A 16727-nucleotide genomic window follows, 5' to 3' on the forward strand; every position below is an offset into this window, starting at 1 on the left:
AAGGATCTGCCGATGCAAGCCGCAACCAATGTCAGTCCCGAGGAAATCGCCCGCTTCGGCAAGCTCGCCGCGCGCTGGTGGGATCCGGATGGCGAATCGCGCCCGCTGCACGATCTCAATCCCGTGCGTGCGGCCTATGTCGCTGATCGGCTGAACCTGCGAAGCGCTCGCGTCGCCGACGTCGGCTGCGGCGGCGGCCTGCTCAGCGAGGCGCTGGCGAAAGCGGGCGCGCGCGTCACCGGCATCGACCTGGGCGAGAAGGTGATCGAGATCGCGCGCCTGCACATGCACGAGTCGCGGCTGGAAACGCCGAACCTGGAGATCGACTACCGCGTGCAGTCGTCGGCGGATCTCGCTGCTGCCGAACCGGAGAGTTTCGACGCCGTGTGCTGCATGGAGCTGATTGAACACGTACCCGATCCGGCCGCGCTGGTGGGCGATCTGGTACGCATGCTCAAGCCGGGCGGCGTGCTGGTGATGTCCACGCTCAATCGCACGCCGGCCGCGTTCGGCGCCGCCATTCTCGGCGCCGAATACCTCATGCGCATGCTGCCGCGTGGCACCCATCACTACGCGCAATTCCTCAAGCCTTCGGAACTGGGGCGTTTGATGCGCCACGCCGGGCTGGAAGTCGATGATGTTTCCGGACTGGGCTACAACCCGATCAGCCGCAAGGCCTGGTTGAGCCGCTTCACCGCCGTCAATTACCTGATCAGCGCACGAAAGCCCGCATGAAGCCATTCCCCGAAAACATCCAGGGCGTGCTGTTCGATCTCGACGGCACCTTGCTCGACAGCGCCCCCGATCTGTACGCCGCACTGAAGGCGCAATGCGAAGAGATGCAGGTGGCTGCGCCGCCGTATGAGATGGTGCGAGAAGTCGTCTCGCGCGGTTCGCGGGCGATCCTGCGCTGTGCATTTGCCGATGCCGACGACGCGGCGTTGCTGGCCCTGATGCCGCGCTATCTGGAGCTCTACCAGGCGATGATGGCCGAGCACACGCGTCCGTTCGATGGCGTCGACGAGTTGCTGGCCTCGCTGGAATCGCAGGGCATTGTCTGGGGCGTGGTCACCAACAAGCCGGGCTTTCTCACCGACGACCTGCTGGTGCGTATCGGCTGGGCGCCGCGCGCGGCAGCGATCGTGTCCGGCGATACGTTGCCGGTGAAGAAACCCGATCCCGCGCCGGTATTGCTGGCCTGCGAGCGTGCCGGTCTCGATCCGTCGCGCTGCGTCTTCGTGGGCGACGATCGCCGCGATGTGCTGGCGGGCGCTGCGGCCGGCCTGTACACCGTGGCCGTGCGCTGGGGTTATCTCGACGGCGGCGATCCGAGCGAATGGAACGCCGACCTGGTGGTCGATCATCCGTCCGATCTCACCGTTCGCGTGAAGGTCACCGCATGAGCGGCACTGCGCTGCAGAGCTATATCGACAAGTGGCTGGCCGTGCAGCCGCAGCAGCGCATTGCCCTGGCCTTCGTGGATCCGAACCGGTACCCCGGTCATATCGCGCTGGCGGCGTTCGAGCAGGAACTGCTTGCCGCGGCCTATGGCATTCGCGAACCGCAAGTGGCGGCCACCAAGCTCAACTGGTGGGCCGAGGAACTGTCCGGTGCGGCGGCGAGCGGCGGCCGTCATCCGTTGACGCAGGTGCTGTTCGACAGCGACCGCGCGCATGAGATCGCCGCCGAGCGCTGGGTCGCTCCGGTGCTGGCTGCGATGGGCCAATTGGAAGAGGGCACGGCCGCGGATTTCCCCGCCCAGATTGCGGCCGGCTCGTTGTTGCACGGTGCCGTGGCCGATCTGGAAACGGCGTGGTGGTTCGGCGACAAGGCCGACAGCACGCGTGCCAGCCGGGTGGCCACGCTCTCGCATCTGCTGTATTCGCTGCTGCGTCTCGAAGAAGACGTCGATCGCGACCGCCTGGCCTTGCCGATGTCGCGGCTGGCCAAGTTCGGCCTCAGCCGCAGCGAATTGCGCCAAGCGACCGAGGTGCGCAACGACGCCATCCGCGCACAGTTGGACGATCTGCACCACGCCTGGCGCGAGGCCGAGCGCCTGCCGGGACCGTTGAGTGCCTTCCGCGGGCTGGAATCGCGCCAGGGACGTGCGCTGGTGGCCAAGGCGCGCAAGGCCGCCGATCCACTGGATGTATTGCGAAAAGGGCAGGGCAGGCAGGGCCTGGGCGTGACCTGGCAGGCCTGGCAGGCCGCGCGTGCCTGGCAGCGCCAGATCGGTTGAAAATAGCCGTCGGGACGCAGCGTTTCCCGCGCGCCACTATTGCGAGGCGCCGTTGGTGCCCCAAAATCGAGGTCTTCAAGGCGGCCAGACCGCCCGTCGGACCCTAGGATTGACCATGTACACCGAGGAAAACACCGCTCGCCTGCTGCCCGACGTGGCAGTCCACGCCCAGCCGCACCTCGTCGGCGAGCTGGATTGGGTGGGCATGGACGGTATCGAAGTGCCGGTACGTTTCGATGCCGGCGACGGCGACGTGCAGCGCGCCAGTGCGCGCGTCGGCGCCTTCGTCAACCTGCGCCGCCCGGACAAGCGCGGCATCCACATGTCGCGGCTCTACCTGCAGGTCGAAGAAGCGCTGAGCACGAAGACGCTGGGCACCGACACGCTGCGCGATCTGCTGCGCGGCTTCCTGGAGTCGCACAAGGACCTGTCCGACCGCGCCTGCCTCAGCATCCGCTTTGAGCATCTGGTGCGCCGTCCTGCCTTGCGCAGCGCGAACAGCGGCTGGCGCTCGTATCCGGTGACCATCGAAGCGAGCATGATCGGCGACGAATTCCTGCTCGAGTTCGGCACCGAGATCGTCTATTCGTCGACCTGTCCCGCGTCGGCGGCGCTGTCGCGCCAGCTGATCCAGGATCAGTTCGCCAAGGACTTCGATGCCGGCAAGCCGGTCGATCACGCCGCCGTGCTGTCCTGGCTGGGCAGCGAGAAGGGCATCGTCGCCACGCCGCATGCGCAGCGTAGCGTGGCGCGTTTGCGCGTACGTCCGGCGGAAGATGCGGCGTTCAATCTGATCGACCTGATCGACGTCACCGAGCACGCGCTGGGCACGCCGGTGCAGACCGCGGTGAAGCGCGAAGACGAGCAAGCTTTCGCGCTCGCCAATGGCGGCAACCTGATGTTCTGCGAGGATGCGGCGCGCAGGATTCAGAAGGCCTTGGATGTCGACAAGGCGATCAGCGATTTCCACATCCGCGTGGAGCACCAGGAAAGCCTGCATCCCCACGATGCCGTGGCGTATGCCAGCAAGGGTGTCGAAGGCGGCTACGCCGGCAAGGGTTGCGCCTGAGTGTTTTGACGGCGGCCTGATAGCATGGCGGGAGCCCGTCGCAGGGCTTCCCCCATGGAGATTCGCATGTCGTTCCGTCTTCCGTTGCTGGCCGCCGCCGTGTTCGCGCTGTCGGCCTGCTCGATGTTTTCGCACCACCGCCACAAGGAAGACGCGCCCGTCGCGACCGCTGCGCCGGTGCACCAGGCCCTGATGAAGACTCTGATCGGCGACGTGCGCTACGAGCTGCCGCAAGCGGTTCCGGCCGATGCGGTGTTGATCGTCACCCTGGCCGATGTGAGCCGCCAGGACGCGCCCGCCCGCACCGTGGCGGAAGAACGCATCCAGCCGGTGGGCGCATCGCCGGTCGATTTCATGCTGAGCTACGACCCCGCCGAACTGAAGGACGGCGTGGATTTCGCCATTGGCGTGCGCCTGCAACAGGGCGACAAGCTGCTCGCCATCAACGACACGCGTACCAGCGTGCTCGGTCGCTCCGGCGAGAACGGTCCCGTGAGCATCACGCTGAAGGCCGTGCCGTAACCCTAGCTCGTCATTCCGGCGCACGCCGGAATGACGATGAGGGAAAGGGACAGTCGAGCAGATTACCGACTGAAGCCCAATCGCTGCCCGCGCACGCTCTGATCCACGCTGCTGCCATCCCACACGCGCTGGCCGTTCACAAACGTGGCCACGATCGAGCTGTTGAAGGTGTAGCCCTCGAACGGCGTCCAGCCGCACTTGGACAACACTTCTTCGCGGGTCACCGTGTGCGGCTTGTTCGGATCGACCAGCACCAGGTCGGCGGCATAGCCTTCGCGCAGGTAGCCGCGCTCCTTCACGTCGAACAGCGTAGCCGGCGCGTGCGTCACCGCTTCGACCACGCGCTCCAGCGTCAGCTTGCCTTCGAACACGCGCTGCAAGACGGCCTGCAGCGCGTACTGCACCAACGGCAGGCCGCTCGGCGCCTTGTCGTACAGCTGGCCTTTTTCTTCCAGCAGATGCGGTGCGTGGTCGGTGGCCAGCACGTCCAGGCGGCCTTCGCCCAGCGCCTTGATGATGGCTTCGCGATCGGCCGAGGTCTTGATGGCCGGGTTGCACTTGATCAGGAAGCCGAGGCGTTCGTAGTCGCGATCGTCGAAGTGCAGGAAATGCACGCAGGTTTCCGCGGTGATGCGCTTGCCCTTGAGCGGGCCCGGTTCGAACAGCGCCAGCTCGTCGGCGGTGGAGATGTGCAGCACGTGCAGGCGGCTGTTGTGGCGGCGGGCCAGCTCGATGGCCAGGCGGGTGGACTTGATGCAGGCCTCGCGCGAGCGGATCAGCGGGTGTTCCCAGGCCGGGATGGCGTCGCCGTACTTCTCGTGCGCCTTGGCCAGGTTGGCGTCGATCATCGGCGTGTCTTCGCAATGCGTGATGATCGGCGTGGGCGCGTACTTGAAGATGCCGTCCAGCACCTCGGGGTTGTCCACCAGCATGTTGCCGGTGGAGGCGCCCATGAACACCTTGATGCCTGGCGCGGCGAGCGGGTCGAGGCGCTTGATCGCTTCCAGGTTGTCGTTGCTGGCGCCCATGTAGAAGGCGTAGTTCACCGCCGAGTTCTGGGCACCCAGCGCGTATTTGGCTTCCAGCGTCTCGCGGTCGAGCGCGGGCGGCTTGGTATTGGGCATTTCCATGAAGCTGGTGATGCCGCCGGCGGCGCAGGCACGCGATTCGTGGGCGATGTCGGCTTTCTGGGTCAGGCCGGGCTCACGGAAGTGCACCTGGTCGTCGATCATGCCGGGGAACAGCCACAGGCCGCTGGCGTCGATCACTTTTTCGCCGGGGCGCGCGTCAAGATCGCCGGCGATGGCTTCGATGCGGCCTTGTTTTACGCGTACGTCCGCGTGGAAACGGCGGCCTTCGTTGACCAGTTCGGCATGCTTGATCAGCCATTCAGTGGACATGGGGTTCTTCTCCTGGAGTACGGCAACGACGGAAAGTGAAATGCGCCGGAACGGGATCTTCACCGCCCTCGCACATTGGCTGACAGCGCAATAGACGCCAGCCGGTGAGTGCGCCACCCTTGATCGGACCGAAGCGCACAACCGCAATCCGTGCATAATCGGAACAGCTGGGATGGAAGCGGCAGCGCTGACCCAGCAGGGGGCTTAGCCAGCGCTTGTAGAAGCCAAGCATGAAAAGTATCAGTCGGGTCACGACGGTTTGACGCTGCCGAAACAGCTTGCGGCTTGTAGTGTCGCAAGTATTCCAGAAGCACGGTTGCCGGTGTAAGCCGCATGGGCTATAACACCCGGCCGCCAAGGCTAAAATGGTGAAGGGAAATGGCGAAAACGACGCGTAGTGCGACAGCCACCAAGCCGCAGAAAGGAAAGCCTGCTGGTAAGGTGAAAGACGCCAAGGCCGGCAAGAAGGTTGCCGCCGGGCGGACTGCGACACCGGCCAAGGCCGCTGCCGCCAAGAAACCGGCTGCAAAGAAGGCGCCCGCGAAGAAGGTCGTCGCCGCCAGCAAGCCTGCCGCCAAGAAGGTTGTCGCCAAGGCTCCGGCCAAGGCCGTCGCCAAGAAGCCAGCTCCCAAGCCACAAGCCAAGAAGACGACACCGGTGAAGAAGCCGGCGGTGGTCGCCAAGAAAACCGAAAAACCGGCCGCCAAGAAGGTCGCGGCGCCCGCCAAGACGCCGCCCAAGGCAGTCGCCAAGCCGGTGAAGCCGGCCCCCGCGCCCGCCAAGCCGGTGGCCAAGGCAGCACCCGCCAAGGCTGCGCCGCCGGCCAAACCGGCAGCGAGCGCCGCCGCCAAGCAGCCAGCGGTTGCCAAGCAGGCGCCGCCGGTGGCGGCACCCAGCAAGCCGGCCACGTCGCCCTTCACGGGCAAGGTGGCCAGCGCGACCGCTCGCCATACCCCTATCAAAACTCAGAAAGCCCAGCAGTCCTCGATGAATAAAACCGCAACTCTCGACAATGGCATCACCCGCGAAGACGGTCGCTATGCGCTGCCTTCCACGACTCTGATCGACCTGCCCAAGGGTTATCGCCCCTCGAACAACGACAACGAGGAGTACATGAGCCCCAAGCACCTCGCGTACTTCCGCAACAAGTTGCGTGAATGGCGCGAACAGCTGGTGGAAGAGTCGCGTCAGACGATGGAGAACCTGCGTGACGAAGTGCGCGACGTGGGCGACGAAGCCGAGCGCGCCACCCGCGAGACCGAGAACTCGCTGGAACTGCGTACGCGCGACCGCTACCGCAAGCTGATCTCCAAGATCGACAAGGCACTGCGTCGCATCGAAGAGGGTCGTTACGGCTACTGCGAGGAAACCGACGAGGAAATCGGCCTGGAGCGTCTCGACGCCCGCCCGATCGCGACCTTGTCGCTGGATGCGCAGGAACGCCGCGAGCATCTGCAGAAGCAGATGGGCGATTAAGCCCTGGCTTGTGCCGGATAAAGCAAAGCCCCGCCTTGTGCGGGGCTTTGTGCTTTACGGCGGCCTGGTCAGGCCTTCAGGGCCGCCGCGGCGTACGCCTTGATCTTTGCCAGCATTGCGGCGAGACCGTTGGAGCGCGTGGGCGAAAGGTGTTTGGCCAGTCCGATGGCCTCGATGTAGCGGGGTTCGGTGGCGACGATGTCGCGGGCCGAGCGGTCGGAATACACGCGCAGCACCAGCGCGATCAGGCCGGACACGATGGCCGAATCGCTGGTGGCCTGGAAATGCAGGTTGTCCGCATCGCCGCTGGGCACCAGCCAGACCATGGATTGGCAGCCGTGCACGCGGTATTCCTCGATCTTCAGCTCCTCCGGGAATGCCGGAAGCTGCTTGCCGAGGTCGATCAGGTATTGGTAGCGCTCGGTCCAGTCACTGAAGAAGGCAAATTCTTCGACGATCTCTTGTTGCGCCTGGGCGGCGCTGGAGGGGGCGGTGGCATTCATGGACGGGATTATCGCGCGTTTGCGCGGTCCATTGGCCCGTCGTCCCGGCGCAGGCCAGGGGCCGCTCTTTATTTGGTTGCTGCATTGACGTCGCAGTACACCCCACTTCTCCCTCTCCCTTGCGAGGAGAGGGCCGGGGCGAGGGGCGGGTGCTCGCGGGAAGGTGCTTCGAAGCGGATTTGGGCGCGAAGTCCAACCTCACCCCTTCACCACGCTCCAGCGCGTGCCCTGCGCGCCATCCTCAATCGCCACACCCATCGCCGTGAGCTCTTCGCGAATCGCGTCCGCGCGCTTGAAATCCTTCGCGGCGCGGGCGTTGCGGCGTTCTTCCAGCAGGGCTTCGACGCGTTCCGCATCGACCTCGGCAGCGCCGCCGGCCTGCTTGAACCAGGCTTCCGGATCTTGCTGCAGAAGGCCGAGCACGGCGCCTGCGCCCAGCAGTGCGGCTTTGGCTGCGCGGCGTTCCTCTTCGCTGCCGGCCTGCCGTGCGGCATCGGCGAGCTGCGACAGCTCGGCCAGCGCCTGCGGCGTATTGAGATCGTCGCTCAGGGCAGCTTCCACGGTGGGCGGAACGGGCAGCGAGGTGAGGTCCACGTCGACGTCGACCAGGTCGCGCAGCACGCGGTACCAGCCGTCCAGGGTGCTGATGGCCTGGGTGACGGCGCCGTCGGACCAGTCCAGCGGCTGGCGGTAATGGCCGCGCAGCAGCAGCAAGCGCAAGGCTTCGGGCGGATGTTCCTTCAGCAGCTCGTGCACCAGCATCACGTTGCCCAGCGACTTGGACATCTTGCGGCCGCTGAAGGTGAGCATGCCGTTGTGCATCCAGTAGCGCGCGAACGGCTTGCCGCCATGCGCGCAGGTGGATTGGGCGATCTCGTTCTCGTGATGCGGGAACTGCAGGTCCACGCCGCCTGCATGGATGTCGATGGTCTCGCCCAGATGGGCCTCGCTCATGGCCGAGCATTCGATGTGCCAGCCGGGGCGACCGCGGCCCCAGGGGCTGTCCCAGCCGGGCAGTTCGGGCGTGGACGGCTTCCACAGCACGAAGTCGCCCGGATGCTTCTTGTACGGCGCCACTTCGACCCGGGCACCCGCGATCAGTTCTTCCGGATCGCGGCCGGACAGCTCGCCATACGCGGCGAACGAATCCACTTCGAACAGCACGTGGCCTTCGGCGGCATAGGCATGGCCGTTGGCGATCAGTCGCTCGATCATCGCAATGATCTGCGGAATATGGGCCGTGGCGTAGGGCTCCACGTCGGGCGGGGCGATGCCCAGCGCGGCCATGTCCTCGCCGTACGCCTGGGCGTAGCGGGTGGTGATGCTTTCGATGCCCACGCCCAGCTGCTGGGCGGCGGTGTTGATCTTGTCGTCGACGTCGGTGATGTTGCGGGCGTAGACCACGTTCGGATAGTGACGGCGCAACAGCTTCACGAACACGTCGAAGACCACCGGCCCGCGCGCATTGCCGATATGCACGTAGTTGTAGACGGTCGGTCCGCACAGGTAGATGGTGACCCGCTGGGGATCGAGCGGGGTGAACGCTTCTACGCGGCGCGTCAGGCTGTTATGGAGCGAAATCGGCATCGGTCAGGGGGTCCGGACGGTGGGAGCAGGCGCCAGGCGGGCGCAAGCCGGTCGCGCATCTTAACAAGCCGCCATCCGCTCCGCAGGGCGTCCGGGACCGGTCTGGCCGGTTGGCGGCCAGAAGCCTGCCAGATGGATGAATAACGGCTGCCGTTCAAGCGACTTTAGGCAAAGTTCTAAGCGTCGATTCAGTGTGAATTTGTTGCAATGGATGCTATCTGGGGCAGAGATGCGCCGGACTTGTCCCTGCGGAGGTCGTAATGACCAAGTGGTTGTTCGCTGCGCTGGTGCTGTCTGTGATGACCACCGGCGTGTTTGCGCAGGATGCGCGCTACCAAAATCAGAACGACGACAACACCCATTATGGATGGGCGGATGTGCTGCGCGTCGATCCCGTGTATGGCGTGGCACGTACCGAAGTGCCGCGCCAGGAATGCTACGACCAACAGGTGGTGCGCCAGGCGCCCAGCCAGGGCTCGGCGGCCGGCACCATCCTGGGGGCCGTGGTGGGCGGCGTGCTGGGCAGCACCGTGGGTCACGGCAATGGCCGCACCGCGGCCACGGTGGCCGGCGCGGTCGCCGGCGGCGCGGTGGGCAACAGCGCCACCCAGTCGGGCAGCGGCGAATATGAAACCACCGAAACGCATTGCCGCCAGGTGGCGGCGGTGAGCGAGCAGCGCCGCATCATGGGTTACGACGTGGAATACCGTTATCGGGGCGAGGTGTACCTGTCGCGCCTCAACTACGATCCCGGCGAACGCTTGCGCGTGCGGGTGAGTGTTTCTCCCGCCGACTGAGATTGCAGCAGATCGCCGCCTTCGGGCGGCGATCTGCTATCCAGGCCATTGTTTGGATCGTTCCTTGTTGCATGGCAGCGAAAATCCCGTCATGATTGACTTTCAACCTCCCGGAACTTCCATGTCCGCAGCCGTCTATACCGCCAATGTCCTCACTAGCGCCCGCATGGCCGCTGGGATGACGTCGCGTGCTCGCCGACCGCTGTGCCGCTTTCTGGCCGGGTAGGCTGTCGCACGCGTTTCACGTGTATCGACGATAAAACCCGGCTAGCAGCCGGGTTTTTTTGTTTCTGGATTCCGACGATTCGACAAGGGCAACTTCCATCATGACGCTTCGCCACTTTCTGACCACCCAGGATTACAGCCGCGCCGAGATCGACGCGCTGCTCGAGCAGGCCGCCGCTTTCAAGCGCTCCCCGCGCGGACAGCAGCTGGCTGGCAAGTCGGTGGCGCTGATGTTCTTCAACCCCTCGATGCGCACGCGCACCAGCTTCGAGCTGGGCGCCTTCCATATGGGCGGCCACGCCATCGTGCTGGCGCCGGGCAAGGACGCGTGGCCGATCGAGTTCGAGGTGGGCACGGTGATGGACGGCGATACCGAAGAGCACATCGCCGAAGTGGCGCGCGTGCTGTCGCGCTACGTCGACCTGATCGCCGTGCGCGCCTTCCCGAAGTTCCAGGACTGGCAGGTGGATCGCCAGGACAACGTGATCAAGGCCTTCGCCAAGTACGCCACGGTGCCAGTGATCAATATGGAAACCATCACCCATCCCTGCCAGGAGCTGGCGCACGCGATGGCGCTGAAGGAACACCTGGGCAACCTGCAGAACAAGAAGTACGTACTGACCTGGACTTACCATCCCAAGCCGCTCAACACGGCCGTGGCGAACTCCGCGCTGCTGATCGCCACCAAGATGGGCATGGACGTGACCCTGTTGTGCCCGACGCCCGACTATGTGCTGGACGAGCGCTACATGGAGTTTGGCTACCAGAACGCGAAGGAGAACGGCGGTTCGCTCAAGGTGAGCCACGACATCGAGGACGCCTATCGCGGCGCCGACGTGGTCTACGCCAAGAGCTGGGGCGCGCTGCCGTTCTTCGGTCGCTGGGATCAGGAAAAGCCCACTCGCGAGGCTAACAGGCACTTCATCGTGGACGAAGCGAAGATGGCGCTGACCAACAACGGCCTGTTCAGCCATTGCCTGCCGCTTCGCCGCAACGTGAAGGCCACCGACGCGGTGATGGATTCGGCCGCCTGCATCGCCATCGACGAAGCCGAGAACCGCCTGCATGTGCAGAAGGCGGTGATGGCGTCGCTGATCGGCCAGCGCTGATCATGTACCAGCCTGCGCACTTCATGGAAACGGACAGCGAAAAGCTGCACGCGCTGATGCGTGCGTATCCGTTCGCCACCGTGGTGGTGCAGGGCGCGGGAGGGCTGGCTGCCAATCATCTCCCCATCGAACTGGTAGACGGAAAGCTTCACGGCCATGTTGCGCGCGGTAATGAACTGTCGCGCATGGACGGCGCCGAGGTGCTGGTGATCTTTCGCGGTCCGGATGGCTATATCAGTCCCAACTGGTATCCGAGCAAGCAGGAAACGCATCGCGAGGTGCCCACCTGGAACTACGCCGTGGTGCATGTGCACGGCCGCCTGCGTGTGATCGACGACGCTACTTGGCTGCGCCAGTTGCTGGAGCGTCTCACGGATCGCCATGAAGCCGGTCTTCCGGTGCCCTGGCATGTCTCCGATGCGCCGGAAGATCACATCGAGAAGATGCTGCGCGCCATCTCCGGGCTGGAAATTTCCATCGATCGCATCGAAGGCAAGTTCAAGTTGAACCAGAACCATCCTGCCGCGAATCGCGCGGGTGTCGTCGCCGGCCTGGGGAAGCGCGCCGGTCGTGGCGATGCGGAGCTGGCCGATCTCATGTCGAAACAGGAAGAGGGCAGCTCATGAGCCATACGCATCAGCATCACTACAAGGTCGACGTGACCTGGACGGGGAATCAGGGCACCGGCACCAAGACCTATCAGGGTTATGGACGGGGTCACGAGATCCGCATCGAGGGTAAGCCGACCATTGAAGGCTCTTCCGATCCGATGTTTCGCGGCGATGCCAGCAGGTACAACCCGGAAGACATGCTGGTCACGGCGCTGTCCACCTGCCACATGCTGTCGTACCTGCATCAGGCGGTGCTGGCCGGCGTGGTCGTCACCGCCTATACGGACAGCGCCGAAGGCAGCATGGAAACCGATACGCATGGCGGCCACTTCACCGAAGTGGTGCTGCATCCGGTGGTGACCATCACCGCAGACAGCGATCCGGCCAAGGCCGAGGCGGCGCACGACGCGGCGCACCATGGCTGTTTCATTGCCAATTCCGTGAACTTTCCGGTGCGTGTCGAACCGCGCATCGTGGTTGAATCCAAGTAACTATTTATCCGTTTAGCCTTCCATTCCAGGATCCGCAAGTCATGAGCAAAGACATCGTTCTCGCCTTCTCCGGTGGCCTCGACACCAGCTTCTGCGTGCCTTATCTGAAGGAGCGCGGCTGGGCTGTGCATACCGTGTTCGCCGATACCGGCGGCGTGGACGCCGAGGAGCGCGCCTATATCGAACAGCGCGCGAAGGAACTGGGCGTGGCGAGCCATGTCACCGTCGACGGCGGTCCGGCGATCTGGAACGGTTTCGTCAAGCCGTTCGTGCAGGCGGGCGAGGCCTACCAAGGCCAGTATCCGCTGCTGGTGTCCGACCGTTATCTGATCGTGGACGCGGCCATTGCGCGCGCAAAGGAACTGGGTACCAAGGCGATTGCGCACGGTTGCACCGGCATGGGCAATGACCAGGTCCGCTTTGATCTGGCTGTGAAGGCACTGGGCGATTACCAGATCGTGGCGCCGATCCGCGAGATCCAGAAGGAACACACGCAGACGCGTGCCTACGAGCAGGCTTACCTGGAAGAGCGTGGCTTCGACGTGCGCGCCAAGCAGAAGAGCTACACCATCAACGAGAACCTGCTGGGCGTGACGCTGTCCGGCGGCGAGATCGACCATTGGAAGACGCCGGGCGAAGGCGCCCGCGGCTGGTGCAAGCCGCGCGCCGAATGGCCGTCCGAAAAGCTGACCGTCACGCTTGGCTTCGAGAAGGGCGAGGCGGTATCGCTCAATGGCGCGAAGCTGCCAGGCGACAAGCTGCTGGCCAAGCTCAACGAACTGTTCGCGCCGTACGGTGTGGGCCGCGGCATGTATACCGGCGACACCACCATCGGCCTCAAGGGTCGCATCGTGTACGAAGCGCCGGGCCTGATTTCGCTGCTCGCCGCGCACCGCGCGCTGGAAGAGGCGGTGCTGACCAAGCAGCAGAACCGCTTCAAGCCCGAGGTGGCGCGCAAGTGGGTGGAAGTGGTGTACGAGGGGTTCTTCCACGATCCGATCAAGACCGATCTGGAAGCGTTCCTGGCGTCCAGCCAGAGCCAGGTCAATGGCGAGGTGGTGCTGGAAACCTCCGGCGCGCAGGTGACGGCGGTGGAAGTGCGCTCGCCGCACATCCTCAACGCCAAGGGCGCGACCTATGCGCAGTCGGCGGACTGGGGCGTGGAGGAAGCCGAGGGCTTCATCAAGCTGTTCGGCATGAGCAGCACGCTGTGGGCTGAAATCAACCGCAGCTGATCGTGCGACACGTTGCCCCGGCATGCGCCGGGGCGACGGTTTCGTCGTGACATTCCAGACACCACCAGACGGATCGCATGAGCGCACTACTGGACGACACCCTTCGACATCTTCGCGCGCTGATCGGCTACGACACGCGCAATCCGCCGCGCGAGATCGGTACGGGCGGCATTTTCGACTATCTGCGGGACAACCTGCCGGGCTTCGACGTTTCGGTGACCGACTACGGCGCGGGCGCTGTCACCCTGTACGCCGTGCGCGGCAAGCCGAAGGTGCTGTTCAACGTGCACCTCGATACCGTGCCCGATTCGCCACATTGGACGGCGAGCCCGCATGAGCTGCGTGTGACCGAAGACCGGGCGATCGGTCTGGGTGCTTGCGACATCAAGGGTGCTGCCGCTGCGCTCGTTGCCGTGGCGAACGTCACCAGCGGCGATATGGCCTTGCTGTTGTCCACCGACGAAGAAGCGAACGATCCGCGTTGCATCGCCGGCTTCCTCAAGGACAAGCCAGCCTACGACGCCATCATCGTGGCCGAGCCGACCAAGGGCGAAGCCGTGCTGGCGCATCGCGGCATCCATTCGGTGCAGATGCGCTTCAAGGGCAGTGCCGGCCATGCCTCGGGTGAGCAGAAGCCCAGCGACAGCGCGGTACACCAGGCGGTGCGCTGGGGCGCTGCGGCGCTCGATTACGTGGAAAAGCAGGTGCATGAGCGCTTCGGTGGCCTCACCGGATTGCGCTTCAACATCGGTCGGGTCGATGGCGGCATCAAGGCGAACATGATCGCGCCATCCGCCGATGTGCGTTTCGGCTTCCGTCCGTTGCCGACCATGGCGCCCGAGCAGCTGCTGCACACCTTCCGCACGCTGGTGGAACCGCAGCCGGTGGAATTCGAGGAACTGTTCCGTGGCGACTCACTGCCGGCGGGCGACACGGCCACGGCTGAAGCGCGTCGCCTGGCAGCGCGCGATCTGGCCGATGAGTTGAACATCCCGATCGGCAACGCCGTGGACTTCTGGACCGAGGCGGCGCTGTTCTCTGCCGCGGGCTACATCAGCTTTGTCTACGGTCCTGGCGATATCGCGCAGGCGCATACCGCCGACGAGTGGGTCGCGCTCGATCAATTGCAGCATTACGCCGAAACCATCTACCGCATCATCGATAAGAGCTAAGACCTAGTGGAAGCCCACAAGCACACCCGGAAAACCATCGTCCGCCTGCTTTCGAGCATGGGTAGCGCGAAGGAGATCCAGCAGTACCTCAAGCGTTTTTCGCAATTGGACGCCAAGCGCTTCGCCGTGGTGAAGGTCGGTGGCGCGGTGCTGCGCGACGATCTACCTGCGCTTACCTCGTCGCTCACCTTCCTGCAGCAGGTGGGCCTGACGCCGATCGTGCTGCATGGGGCCGGTCCGCAATTGGACGAAGAGCTGTCGGCCGCGGGCATCGAGAAGCACACCGTGAACGGCCTGCGCGTCACGACGCCCAGGGCGTTGTCGATCGTGCGCAAGGTGTTCCAGGAGCAGAACCTGCGCCTGGTGGAAGCGCTGCAGACCATGGATACGCGCGCCACCTCGGTGTCGTCGGGCGTGTTCACGGCCAGCTATATCGATCGCGATACCTACGGCCTGGTCGGCAAGGTCAGCCATATCAACCTGGCACCGATCGAGGCGAGCCTGCGTGCCGGCTCCATCCCGGTGATCGCGAGTCTCGGCGAAACGGAGGAGGGCCAGATCCTCAACGTCAACGCCGACTTCGCTGCCAATGAACTGGTGCGCGTGCTGCAGCCGTACAAGATCGTGTTTCTCACCGGCACGGGAGGGCTGCTGGACGATCAGGGCAACATCATCGACTCGATCAACCTCAGCACCGAGTTCGACCACCTGATGGCGCAGCCGTGGATCAACGGCGGGATGCGCCTGAAGATCGAGCAGATCGCTGATCTGCTGAACGATCTGCCGCTGACCTCGTCGGTGTCCATCACCAAGCCGTCCGAGCTGGCCAAGGAGCTGTTCACGCACAAGGGCTCGGGCACGCTGGTGCGTCGCGGCGAAAAGGTGAAGCGCTTCGATTCGTGGGAGGGCATCGATCTTGCGCGCATGCGCGAGCTGATCGAATCGAGCTTCGGCCGCACGCTGGTGCCCGACTATTTCGAGCGCACGCGGCCGTTCCGCGTCTACGTGAGCGAGAATTATCGCACCGCGATGATCCTCACCATGGAAGAAGGCCTGCCGTACCTGGACAAGTTCGCCGTGCTCGACGATGCACAGGGCGAAGGCCTGGGCCGCGCCGTGTGGCAGGTGATGCGCGATGAGAATCCGCAGCTGTTCTGGCGTTCGCGCCACGGCAACGCGGTGAATCATTTCTATTACGCCGAATCGGATGGTTGCCTCAAGCAGCCGCGCTGGAAAGTGTTCTGGTACGGCCTGGAAGATTTCGACACGATCGCCCGCTGCGTGGCGCATTGCGCGCAGCGCCTGCCGACCCTGGTGGACTGACCTATGAGCACGCCTCAACATCGCATTGGCATCGTGGGCGCACGCGGCCATACCGGCGCCGAACTGATCCGCCTGGTGGCGGCCCATCCGTCGCTCGAGCTGGCGTTCGTGTCCTCGCGCGAGCTGGACGGCCAGCGCGTGGCTGATCACGTCGAGGGCTTCAAGGGCGATCTGCGCTACGCCAATCTCGACCCCGAGGCCGTGGCGGCGCAGGGCGCCGACGTGGTGGTGCTGGCGCTGCCAAACGGCAAGGCCGAGCCTTATGTCGAGGCCATCGACAAGGCCAGGCCCGACACCTTGATTCTCGACCTCTCGGCCGACTATCGCCTCAACGAGAAGTGGTACTACGGCCTGCCGGAGCTGACCCGCCAACGGTGGCGCGGCGAGAAGCGCATCAGCAACCCGGGCTGCTATGCCACGGCCATCCAGCTGTCCGTCGCGCCGCTGAAGGATCTGCTGGCAGCACCGCCGGTGAGTTTCGGTGTATCCGGCTACTCCGGCGCGGGCACCACGCCGTCGGACAAGAACAATCCGGACAAGCTGCGCGACAACCTGATGCCGTATTCGCTCACCGGCCATATGCACGAGAAGGAGGCGAGCCGCCATCTCAACGTGCCGGTGGAATTCATGCCGCACGTGGCACCGCATTTCCGCGGCCTTACCGTCACAACCAATCTTTACCTGGCGCGCCCGATGAAGCGCGAGGAGATCGTCCAGCGTTTCAACGCCGCGTACGAAGGCGAGAAACTGGTGCATGTGGTGGACGAGGCCCCGTGGGTCAGCCAGATCGCCAACAAGCACCACGTGGATATCGGCGGTTTCGCGGTGTCCAACGACGGCAAGCGCGTGGTGGTGGTGGCGACGTTGGACAACCTGTTGAAGGGGGCCGCGACGCAGGCCATGCAGAACATCAACCGCGCGATCGGCGTGGACGAATACACGGCGATTCCGGTTTAAAGGCGAACCTC

At 64.6% G+C, this 16727-nt stretch carries 18 protein-coding genes; 14 read left to right on the forward strand and 4 right to left on the reverse strand.

Going from position 1 to position 16727, the window contains the following annotated elements; all coding sequences use genetic code 11:
- The first annotated feature begins 12 nt into the window (after positions 1-12).
- The 5 genes from ubiG (at position 13) to ISP20_RS06465 (ending at position 3830) form a co-directional block, all read left to right on the forward strand.
- Positions 13-735, forward strand: a complete 723-nt coding sequence (ubiG, locus tag ISP20_RS06445; RefSeq protein ID WP_204635238.1) for a bifunctional 2-polyprenyl-6-hydroxyphenol methylase/3-demethylubiquinol 3-O-methyltransferase UbiG — start codon at positions 13-15, stop codon at positions 733-735.
- A complete protein-coding gene (gene gph, locus ISP20_RS06450; protein WP_204635239.1) occupies positions 732-1403 on the forward strand; it encodes a phosphoglycolate phosphatase in 672 nt (223 codons plus the stop codon). The genes ubiG and gph overlap by 4 nt, the downstream gene beginning before the upstream one ends.
- On the forward strand, positions 1400-2239 hold the full coding sequence (locus ISP20_RS06455; protein ID WP_204635240.1) for a squalene/phytoene synthase family protein: 840 nt from the start codon (positions 1400-1402) through the stop codon (positions 2237-2239). Before gph ends, ISP20_RS06455 begins: the two co-directional genes overlap by 4 nt.
- Positions 2240-2354: 115 nt before the next feature.
- Positions 2355-3308 (forward strand): GTP cyclohydrolase FolE2, encoded by a 954-nt coding sequence (gene folE2 / locus ISP20_RS06460; protein ID WP_204635241.1) that lies wholly within the window; start codon positions 2355-2357, stop codon positions 3306-3308.
- A 66-nt stretch (positions 3309-3374) separates the two neighbouring features.
- On the forward strand, positions 3375-3830 hold the full coding sequence (locus ISP20_RS06465; protein ID WP_204635242.1) for a YbaY family lipoprotein: 456 nt from the start codon (positions 3375-3377) through the stop codon (positions 3828-3830).
- 62 nt (positions 3831-3892) lie between these two features.
- Here ISP20_RS06465 and ISP20_RS06470 read toward each other — a convergent pair whose 3' ends face one another.
- Positions 3893-5230 (reverse strand): dihydroorotase, encoded by a 1338-nt coding sequence (locus tag ISP20_RS06470; RefSeq protein ID WP_204635243.1) that lies wholly within the window; start codon positions 5228-5230, stop codon positions 3893-3895.
- Positions 5220-5462 carry a membrane protein insertion efficiency factor YidD gene (yidD, locus tag ISP20_RS06475; protein WP_204635244.1) on the reverse strand — a complete coding sequence of 81 codons (243 nt, stop codon included), beginning with the start codon at positions 5460-5462 and terminating at the stop codon, positions 5220-5222. Before yidD ends, ISP20_RS06470 begins: the two co-directional genes overlap by 11 nt.
- 146 nt (positions 5463-5608) lie before the next feature.
- Between yidD and dksA the strand changes: the two genes are divergently transcribed.
- Complete coding sequence (dksA, locus tag ISP20_RS21565) at positions 5609-6706, forward strand: RNA polymerase-binding protein DksA (protein WP_239535397.1); 1098 nt, start codon at positions 5609-5611, stop codon at positions 6704-6706.
- 68 nt (positions 6707-6774) lie between these two features.
- On the opposite strand, the gene ISP20_RS06485 is transcribed toward dksA, so the two are convergent.
- Positions 6775-7209, reverse strand: a complete 435-nt coding sequence (locus tag ISP20_RS06485) for a SufE family protein (protein WP_204635245.1) — start codon at positions 7207-7209, stop codon at positions 6775-6777.
- Positions 7210-7407: 198 nt separating this feature from the next.
- A complete protein-coding gene (gene cysS / locus ISP20_RS06490) occupies positions 7408-8796 on the reverse strand; it encodes a cysteine--tRNA ligase (RefSeq protein WP_204635246.1) in 1389 nt (462 codons plus the stop codon).
- Positions 8797-9056: 260 nt separating this feature from the next.
- Here cysS and ISP20_RS06495 point away from each other — a divergent pair, with 260 nt between their 5' ends.
- The 8 genes from ISP20_RS06495 (at position 9057) to argC (ending at position 16716) form a co-directional block, all read left to right on the forward strand.
- Positions 9057-9593, forward strand: a complete 537-nt coding sequence (locus ISP20_RS06495) for a glycine zipper 2TM domain-containing protein (RefSeq protein WP_204635247.1) — start codon at positions 9057-9059, stop codon at positions 9591-9593.
- Between the two features lie 326 nt (positions 9594-9919).
- Positions 9920-10927, forward strand: a complete 1008-nt coding sequence (locus ISP20_RS06500) for an N-acetylornithine carbamoyltransferase (RefSeq protein WP_204635248.1) — start codon at positions 9920-9922, stop codon at positions 10925-10927.
- A 2-nt stretch (positions 10928-10929) separates the two neighbouring features.
- A complete protein-coding gene (locus ISP20_RS06505; protein ID WP_204635249.1) occupies positions 10930-11553 on the forward strand; it encodes an FMN-binding negative transcriptional regulator in 624 nt (207 codons plus the stop codon).
- Complete coding sequence (locus ISP20_RS06510) at positions 11550-12029, forward strand: OsmC family protein (protein ID WP_204635250.1); 480 nt, start codon at positions 11550-11552, stop codon at positions 12027-12029. Before ISP20_RS06505 ends, ISP20_RS06510 begins: the two co-directional genes overlap by 4 nt.
- A 41-nt stretch (positions 12030-12070) precedes the next feature.
- Entirely contained in the window at positions 12071-13264 is a 1194-nt protein-coding gene (locus tag ISP20_RS06515) for an argininosuccinate synthase (protein WP_204635251.1), read from the forward strand.
- 77 nt (positions 13265-13341) lie between these two features.
- Positions 13342-14436, forward strand: coding sequence for an acetylornithine deacetylase (locus tag ISP20_RS06520; RefSeq protein ID WP_204635252.1), 1095 nt, complete (start codon positions 13342-13344; stop codon positions 14434-14436).
- A 6-nt stretch (positions 14437-14442) separates the two neighbouring features.
- A complete protein-coding gene (locus ISP20_RS06525) occupies positions 14443-15759 on the forward strand; it encodes an acetylglutamate kinase (protein WP_204635253.1) in 1317 nt (438 codons plus the stop codon).
- 3 nt (positions 15760-15762) lie between these two features.
- Positions 15763-16716: an N-acetyl-gamma-glutamyl-phosphate reductase gene (argC, locus tag ISP20_RS06530; RefSeq protein WP_204635254.1), complete on the forward strand. Its 954-nt coding sequence runs from the start codon at positions 15763-15765 to the stop codon at positions 16714-16716.
- The last annotated feature ends 11 nt before the right edge of the window (positions 16717-16727 follow it).

Source organism: Dyella kyungheensis, assembly GCF_016905005.1.
In the GTDB taxonomy this organism is placed as follows: Bacteria; Pseudomonadota; Gammaproteobacteria; order Xanthomonadales; family Rhodanobacteraceae; genus Dyella; species Dyella kyungheensis.

Coding starts and splice junctions, on each gene's coding strand:
- ubiG (WP_204635238.1), top strand. CDS start 13: ATGCAAGCCGCAACCAATGTCAGTCCCGAGGAAATCGCCCGCTTCGGC.
- gph (WP_204635239.1), top strand. CDS start 732: ATGAAGCCATTCCCCGAAAACATCCAGGGCGTGCTGTTCGATCTCGAC.
- ISP20_RS06455 (WP_204635240.1), top strand. CDS start 1,400: ATGAGCGGCACTGCGCTGCAGAGCTATATCGACAAGTGGCTGGCCGTG.
- folE2 (WP_204635241.1), top strand. CDS start 2,355: ATGTACACCGAGGAAAACACCGCTCGCCTGCTGCCCGACGTGGCAGTC.
- ISP20_RS06465 (WP_204635242.1), top strand. CDS start 3,375: ATGTCGTTCCGTCTTCCGTTGCTGGCCGCCGCCGTGTTCGCGCTGTCG.
- ISP20_RS06470 (WP_204635243.1), bottom strand. CDS start 5,230: ATGTCCACTGAATGGCTGATCAAGCATGCCGAACTGGTCAACGAAGGC.
- yidD (WP_204635244.1), bottom strand. CDS start 5,462: ATGCTTGGCTTCTACAAGCGCTGGCTAAGCCCCCTGCTGGGTCAGCGC.
- dksA (WP_239535397.1), top strand. CDS start 5,609: ATGGCGAAAACGACGCGTAGTGCGACAGCCACCAAGCCGCAGAAAGGA.
- ISP20_RS06485 (WP_204635245.1), bottom strand. CDS start 7,209: ATGAATGCCACCGCCCCCTCCAGCGCCGCCCAGGCGCAACAAGAGATC.
- cysS (WP_204635246.1), bottom strand. CDS start 8,796: ATGCCGATTTCGCTCCATAACAGCCTGACGCGCCGCGTAGAAGCGTTC.
- ISP20_RS06495 (WP_204635247.1), top strand. CDS start 9,057: ATGACCAAGTGGTTGTTCGCTGCGCTGGTGCTGTCTGTGATGACCACC.
- ISP20_RS06500 (WP_204635248.1), top strand. CDS start 9,920: ATGACGCTTCGCCACTTTCTGACCACCCAGGATTACAGCCGCGCCGAG.
- ISP20_RS06505 (WP_204635249.1), top strand. CDS start 10,930: ATGTACCAGCCTGCGCACTTCATGGAAACGGACAGCGAAAAGCTGCAC.
- ISP20_RS06510 (WP_204635250.1), top strand. CDS start 11,550: ATGAGCCATACGCATCAGCATCACTACAAGGTCGACGTGACCTGGACG.
- ISP20_RS06515 (WP_204635251.1), top strand. CDS start 12,071: ATGAGCAAAGACATCGTTCTCGCCTTCTCCGGTGGCCTCGACACCAGC.
- ISP20_RS06520 (WP_204635252.1), top strand. CDS start 13,342: ATGAGCGCACTACTGGACGACACCCTTCGACATCTTCGCGCGCTGATC.
- argC (WP_204635254.1), top strand. CDS start 15,763: ATGAGCACGCCTCAACATCGCATTGGCATCGTGGGCGCACGCGGCCAT.